Origin of the sequence: uncultured Gimesia sp., assembly GCF_937910335.1 — a bacterium.
Classification (GTDB): domain Bacteria; phylum Planctomycetota; class Planctomycetia; order Planctomycetales; family Planctomycetaceae; genus Gimesia.
This window is the reverse complement of sequence record NZ_CALEMX010000096.1, coordinates 20,987-27,909: the sequence shown is the minus strand read 5'-3', so window position 1 is coordinate 27,909 and position 6,923 is coordinate 20,987. Positions and strand designations below refer to the sequence as shown.

Below are 6,923 nucleotides of genomic sequence, written 5' to 3'. Positions count from 1 at the left end.
GACCAGACCTTCCAATCAATATTGCGTACATCATCTCCGGGGGCGTACTCACGGTGTTGAGCAAATTCCACCGATTGGCCAAAAAATGGACTACGATGCAATCCGGATAAGAACCCTTCGACAATTGAACGCGCCCTGATTTCCAATCGAGAAATTCGGGAAATTGCTTCAGGCAGCAAAAATTTTCTGTAATCTTGGGTCACTGGTCAGTTCGCCTTCCTTTGACGGTGTCTCTTCAATCAATCGCTCAATCACACGGTCGGGAGATATGCCTTCCGATTCGGCTGAGAAGTTCGTTACGATTCGATGTCGTAACACGGGGGCCGCCAGAGCGCTGATATCTTCCGTAGAGACATGAGTATGACCATTCAGTAACGCTCGTGTTTTTCCACCTAATAAGAGGTTTTGTACTGCGCGAGGACCTGCGCCCCAACTTAACCATTCGTTAATGAAATCAGGAGCCCCTGGTTCATTCACTCTGGTTTGTCTGACCAGCGCCAGTGCATAATCTATCACATGGTCCGAGACAGGCACCTGACGAACAATTTTCTGAATTTCAAGGATATCGACGGCGTTTAACACCTGTTCAATTTTCTGGCTCGAAGCAGAAGTTGTCTGTCTGGCGATTTGTCGTTCTTCTTCAAAAGAAGGATACCGGACATAGACCTTAAACATAAACCGGTCTTGCTGAGCTTCAGGCAGGGAATATGTGCCTTCCTGCTCGATTGGGTTTTGTGTCGCCAATACAAAAAATGGATCACTGAGAACATGTCGCGTCTGACCGACACTCACTTGATGTTCCTGCATGGCCTCCAGCAATGCGGCCTGTGTTTTTGGAGGAGTTCGGTTGATTTCGTCCGCCAGTACAACGTTGTGGAATAAAGGGCCTGGAATAAATCGAAATTCCCGTTCGCCCGTATCTCGATTTTCCTGCAAGACGTCTGTGCCTGTGATATCGGCAGGCATTAAGTCGGGGGTGAACTGTATTCGACTGAAGGACATCGAAAGCGTTTGTGCCAGCGAACTGATCATTAATGTTTTGGCCAGCCCGGGAACGCCTTCCAGTAAACAATGGCCTCGACTGAATAACGAGATCAGGAGTTGTTCAATGACCTCATCCTGGCCAACAATGACCTTGGACATTTCTCCGTGAATCTGTTGATACGAAGAACTGAGTTTATCAATCGATTCCTGAGTAATTTCGAACTCATCAGGGTTCGTTGAATTATGATTTATTTCAGACATCCGTTTTCACACCTTTCCACAAAGGTAAACACTGCTTGGCGCAGAAAGTTCCGTAAATTCTATCGTAGTATCTGTGAAGAGACTTTGCGACTATAAACCGATAAATTACAGGGGTTTCCTGCCAATCGCTGCAAGCTCTAAACAGGAAAGATTCACCTCAAAACTCGATTTTATCTCGACTTTTGAAATTTCAGATTGTTTCTCTCATTTTATTCGAACTCAGCAGGTGGGAAAGTCTTTATTTCAGGGATTGAACAGATAACGCCAGAAAGAGATTGCAGTCAACGCTGAACGGATTCGTTCCAGGGAAGAAACATACAGGTTGATTTTGAAGTCTTTGAGACTCCATCAGTCCCATGCTAAAGGAGTTTTCCAGGCAGATTTTAACTCATCCAGGCTGGCATCAATCACGGTTTTTCCTGAATTACCTTTTACAGTGAACTGACTGCTACTGACAACCTCACCAATTTCGACCAGGGGCAGCTCAGGAAAGCAGGATTGTAATTCGCCAATTTTGTCTGAAGAAACTTCAATTAAAAAACGGGTATTACTTTCCGAAAACAGGAGACTGGGTGTTGAAAGCTCCAGTGCTTCGGGAAGCCGATTTAAGTCGAGTTTCATTCCAAATCCGCCAGCAAAAGCCATCTCCGCTGCTGCGACCGCAAGACCTCCTTCGCTCAGATCGTGACAGCTTCTGATGAGCTGCTTTTGAATTGCCGTATGGAGGGACTTGAAAATTCTCGGTGCCTGTTCTTTGTCAACTTGTGGAACCTGACCTCCTGCTAAATCATTGACCAGTGCAAAATGGCTGCCTCCCAGTTCATCCTGGGTAGAACCAATCAGACAGATCAGGTTGCCGGGCGTTTTGAGATCCATTGTGATCGCATGATTCACGTTGGCTATTTGTCCGATGGCACTAATCAAGAGTGAAGCGGGTATTGAGACGGTTTCTTTTTCTCCCTGATCATTTTCATAAGAAAATTCGTTATATAAGCTGTCTTTCCCACTGATAAAGGGAGCACCAAACGCGATGGAAAATTCCTGACAGGCCAGCGCGGCGGCGACGAGGCTGCCTAGAGTTTCCGGGCGATCCGTATTGCCCCAGCAGAAATTATCAAGAATGGCAATCTTCTCGGGATCGGCGCCTACTGCAACACAGTTTCGAATTGCTTCATCAATGGCAGAAGCCGCCATCCAATGTGTATTCAGATCTCCATAACGAGGATTCATTCCACAGGAGATGACCAGACCGCGTGCTGAAGTGAGATCAGGACGGACAACGGCTGCATCGGAAGGACCATCATTCTGGACGCCGACTAAGGGTTTAATCACACTTCCCGCTTGCACTTCCTGATCATATTGTCGAATGATCCATTCTTTACTGCAGACATTCAGAGAACCCAAAATCGATTTCAGATCGTTATTATAGTTATCGGCCTTCCTGGGGGTTAACGGAACAAAGGGAGGGGTGTGATAGATGGCTTCGCGAATCACGGGAGGACGACCATCATGCAGGAAGGACATTTCCAGGTCCCCTACTATTTGATCCTGATATTTGAGTACCAATCGACTGGTGTCGGTAAACTTACCGATGATCGATGCCTCAACTCCTTCGCCGGCACAGATTTTTTCGAACGCCTCCCAGTTTTCAGGGGGAACAGCCAACACCATTCGTTCCTGTGCTTCGGAGATCCAGATTTCCGTATAGGACAACCCTGCATACTTCAGCGGACATTGATCCAGCCAGACCTCAGCACCTGTATCTTCACCCATTTCTCCCACGGCGCTACTGAAACCACCTGCACCGCAATCGGTAATGGCGGAAAATAACTCTTTGTCGCGCGCTTCCAGAATCACATCCAGCGTCATTTTTTCTGTGATCGCATTTCCAATTTGTACGGCACCACCAGACAGGCTTTCACTTTCTGAAGTCAATTCCGCAGAAGAAAAAGTGGCACCATGAATGCCATCACGTCCAGTGCGTCCTCCTACTGCGACGATATAATGCCCCGGTTGTGTTTTCTGCTTGACTGATTTACCGACAGGTAACATTGCCACATTACCACAGTAAACAAGTGGATTACCCAGATAGCGTTCATCAAAGTAAACGGCCCCATTCACCGTGGGAATGCCCATTCGGTTTCCATAATCTCGCACGCCGGAAACAACGCCCGTGGCAACCGCTTTGGGATGCAGCACTCCAACGGGGAGATCATCGTAAGAAATTTCAGGAGGGGCAAAACAGAATACATCGGTATTACAAACCGGTCTGCCGCCAAGTCCAGTTCCCAGTGGATCACGGATGACACCACCCAAACCCGTGTTGGCACCTCCGTAAGGTTCCAGCGCAGACGGGTGGTTGTGCGTTTCTACTTTAAAGCAGACATCCTGTTTTTCGTCAAAGGTAATCACACCGGCATTATCGACAAATACACTCACGCACCAGTCTTTATCACCCAGAGATTTTCGAATTTCAGTCGTAGCGGAAAAGATGGTTTCCTTCAGCATATTCTCAAAATGGAGGTCCCGTTCCCCGTCTCGATAATGAATTCGTCCTGCCAGCGTTTTATGCGAGCAGTGTTCGCTCCAGGTTTGTGCGACACTTTCCAATTCGATATCGGTTGGATCTTTTGCTTGATCCACATAGTATTTTTTGATCGTTTGCATCTCGGTCAGATTCAGGTAGAGCTGTCCTTCACGGCTCAGTGTTTCCAGTTGTTGATCGTTCATGGCCCGAATCGGAATCGTGACCAGTTCGAAAGTATACTCGCTGCCCAGCTTGATACTATCCATTCTCAACGGTCCGCGCACGACCTGTTCGATGGCGTCATTGGAAAGAACCTTCGATGCCATGCGATCTGCTTCTTCAGATTTGGCATCGGAGTTAATCCAGTATTTACGACAGGTAGCCACATTTTCTACGGAAAGTCCCAGATCTCGAATTGCCTCTCGCGCGCTGTTGGCGACATTATCGGTCACACCCGGTTTGAACAGGACATTCAGTAATTGTTCTGCGTTTTCTGAATCAGAGGCATTACCGGATAAAATTCGAATTTCAAAAGTTTCGACAATCGGGTCTGACAACAAAGACTGAGCAATGTTCTCCAGGTCTGATTGATTGAGATCACCTTCCAGTAGATAAGAGTGAGCTGTCAGAACAGATCGAATTGAATGTGCACCAAGGACCTGGCACTCTTTAAGGATACGGGCACCCTCACGGTCAACCTGATTTTCAGCAGGTTTGATTTCGACTTCGCAAAGCATATTGGTTCCAGTTATTGTTTGATCAAGTCAGGAAAATGAAGTGGCTTGTTTGAATCGTTGCCATTTCTGAGTCGTTGATATCGATGATTTTTAAATGTTCAAAGCTGAGACTACTGAGTACGGGATGAATTTAATGCATCGTGGTTCTTTTTACCATCTTCCAGTAGTTGGCGAAGTTGATTTTCATCATGGTTCACGATGGCTTCCCTTAATCGTTCGAGTGAATGGGTGTACCTGTCGATGCTTTCTACAACAGCTTCGCGATTGTTTAACAGGATTTCGATCCAAAGTGCAGGGTCACCGGCGGCAATTCTGGTAGTGTCTCGAAACCCGGTCGAGGTAAAATTTCGGTTTTCTTCTGTCAAAGTCATGGCTAAGGCGGATGCGACCACATGGGGAAGATGACTGGTTTCGGCCAGGATTTGGTCATGTTTTTGAGGCGATGTTTCCAGAACATGCATTCCCAGTGCTTCCCAGAATTGTTTAATTCTGGAAACTGCTTCTACAGAGAGTGAGTCATCCGGAGTAATCACACACGGGCGACCCTGAAACAGATTGGCGTCTGCGAATTCAAAACCCGTTTTTTCGGAACCAGCCAAAGGATGAGAGGCAACAAATGTGACGCCTTCGGGCAGACTTCCATAGAGGGCTTCACAAATTTTTTGTTTGGTACTTCCGACATCGGTAATGATGGTACCCGGTCGGCTATTTTGCGCCACAGTTCGAACAAACTGAGTAATTTGATTTACGGGCGTACAAACAATGATGAGATCAGATTCTGCAGAGGTTTCTGCAATATTGGTTGTACCACGGTCCAATAAACCAGAATGCTGGGCCGCCCGCATCCGCGCGGGATTACGTCCTGCCCCGAGGATCTTTCCTGTCAGCTTTCGCTGTCTTGCTGCGGCTGCAATGGACCCTCCCAGCAGACCGACGCCGATAATGCCGATGGTTTTGAAGAGGTTGGAATTCTGTGTCGTTGGATCAGTCATGCCTCGTATTGTAGGAGCACTGAATCCGGATTTCCAGCGGTTCGAAGGCAGTATCAACGACCTGACAAAAAAGTCTCGTGGCAGTGTAAGTTATTTACCCAGAGTCTTTTGTAGTAGATTTCTTACTTATTTGTGATTCGATACAGGTAGCCGTGTGTTCGCAGGAAAATACTACCTTCACTCACAGCAGGTGAGGCGTTAAACAGGTTTTCGTCCGTGGTAATTTCGTTGCGTGCCAGTTCAACATACTCGGGAGCCGCTTTCAAAACGACCACCCCATTATCTCTAGTGGTGATAAAAAGCTTCTCGTCGGCTAAAACGATCGAAGCGTACAGCCGTCCCTTGGTGGGGAGACGATTTTTGTAGACGACTTCCCCATTTTTGGCATTCAAACAAAAGGCAATTCCGCGATCACTGGCCCAGTAGAGGTGACCATTGTAATAAACGGGCGAGGTCACATTCGCGCCAATATTCACTTCCCATAGCTTATGAGTCTTTGTCACATCTCCCCGTCCACCAGGGCGAACGGCGATACTTCGGTTGCTGCGGCCGCCCAGACAGTAGAGAATTCCCTCGTTTTGAACCACGACTGGTACGACATAGTCCTGAATTCCTTCGCAGGTCCAAAGTTTTTTACCGGTATCCGGATCGAAGCCAAAGATCTGGCTTTTCTGGTTGACGACCAGTTCCTGTTTCCCGCCTGGTACATCCACAATCGAAGGTGTTGTCCAGGCCTTCATGATATTTTCAGCCTTCCAGGCAATCTCTCCATTTTTTTTATGCAATGCATAAACCGTCTGGCTTTCGATACTGGCGTTGACGATGACCAAATCTTTATAAATGATGGGTGACGAAGCCGAACCGAAACCCGCTGTTCCTTCACCAACGTCAGCTCTCCATTTGAGTTTGCCTTTCAAGTCGTAGGCCACAACGCCGGAAGTTCCAAAAAAGGCATAAACGCCGCTTTCATCGCAGGCAGGAGTTCCACTGGCATAACCATGATCGACAATTCGCTTTGTGATTTTCTGAACCTGATTCAAGGGAGGCACTGATTCATCCCACATGATTTCACCATTCTGCCGATTGATGGAAATTACATGCAAACGCAAATCCGACGGGTTGCCTTCATCTTCAAGCGCGAGTCCATATCCTGAATAAGCGGTAAGAAAGATCTGGTTTCCAAAGAGTACCGGGCTGGAGGAACCTTTTCCGGGAAGTTTGGTTTTCCACGTGATATTTTTCTCAGCGCTCCACTCAGTCGGCAGGCCTGTTGAATTAGAAATCCCATTTCCAGATGGTCCACGAAATTGCGACCAGTCCGCCGCCCCGACCTGAGTCAGATGAAGTGTTGAGAAAGATACTAATAGAATCACTAACGGATAAATGCGGCTCATATTCAAATTCCAGGGGAATATCGAAGGG

Annotated in this window: 5 protein-coding genes; all 5 read right to left on the bottom strand. The window is 47.3% G+C overall.

Going from position 1 to position 6,923, the window contains the following annotated elements; all coding sequences use genetic code 11:
- The coding region (locus Q0668_RS25830) for a DUF58 domain-containing protein (RefSeq protein WP_366918866.1) at window positions 1-203 on the bottom strand (203 nt) is incomplete at its 3' end.
- Complete coding sequence (locus Q0668_RS03890; protein WP_298860120.1) at window positions 169-1,245, bottom strand: MoxR family ATPase; 1,077 nt, start codon at window positions 1,243-1,245, stop codon at window positions 169-171. The genes Q0668_RS03890 and Q0668_RS25830, both read right to left, overlap by 35 nt.
- Window positions 1,246-1,593: 348 nt before the next feature.
- Window positions 1,594-4,509 (bottom strand): phosphoribosylformylglycinamidine synthase subunit PurL, encoded by a 2,916-nt coding sequence (gene purL, locus Q0668_RS03885; RefSeq protein WP_298860116.1) that lies wholly within the window; start codon window positions 4,507-4,509, stop codon window positions 1,594-1,596.
- 110 nt (window positions 4,510-4,619) lie between these two features.
- A complete protein-coding gene (locus Q0668_RS03880) occupies window positions 4,620-5,501 on the bottom strand; it encodes a prephenate dehydrogenase (protein WP_298860114.1) in 882 nt (293 codons plus the stop codon).
- A 122-nt stretch (window positions 5,502-5,623) separates the two neighbouring features.
- On the bottom strand, window positions 5,624-6,895 hold the full coding sequence (locus Q0668_RS03875) for a PQQ-binding-like beta-propeller repeat protein (RefSeq protein ID WP_298860112.1): 1,272 nt from the start codon (window positions 6,893-6,895) through the stop codon (window positions 5,624-5,626).
- Window positions 6,896-6,923 lie beyond the last annotated feature (28 nt).

What these genes read in the sequence shown, in the direction of transcription:
- Q0668_RS03890 (WP_298860120.1), bottom strand. Translation starts at nt 1,245, where the DNA reads ATGTCTGAAATAAATCATAATTCAACGAACCCTGATGAGTTCGAAATT.
- purL (WP_298860116.1), bottom strand. Translation starts at nt 4,509, where the DNA reads ATGCTTTGCGAAGTCGAAATCAAACCTGCTGAAAATCAGGTTGACCGT.
- Q0668_RS03880 (WP_298860114.1), bottom strand. Translation starts at nt 5,501, where the DNA reads ATGACTGATCCAACGACACAGAATTCCAACCTCTTCAAAACCATCGGC.
- Q0668_RS03875 (WP_298860112.1), bottom strand. Translation starts at nt 6,895, where the DNA reads ATGAGCCGCATTTATCCGTTAGTGATTCTATTAGTATCTTTCTCAACA.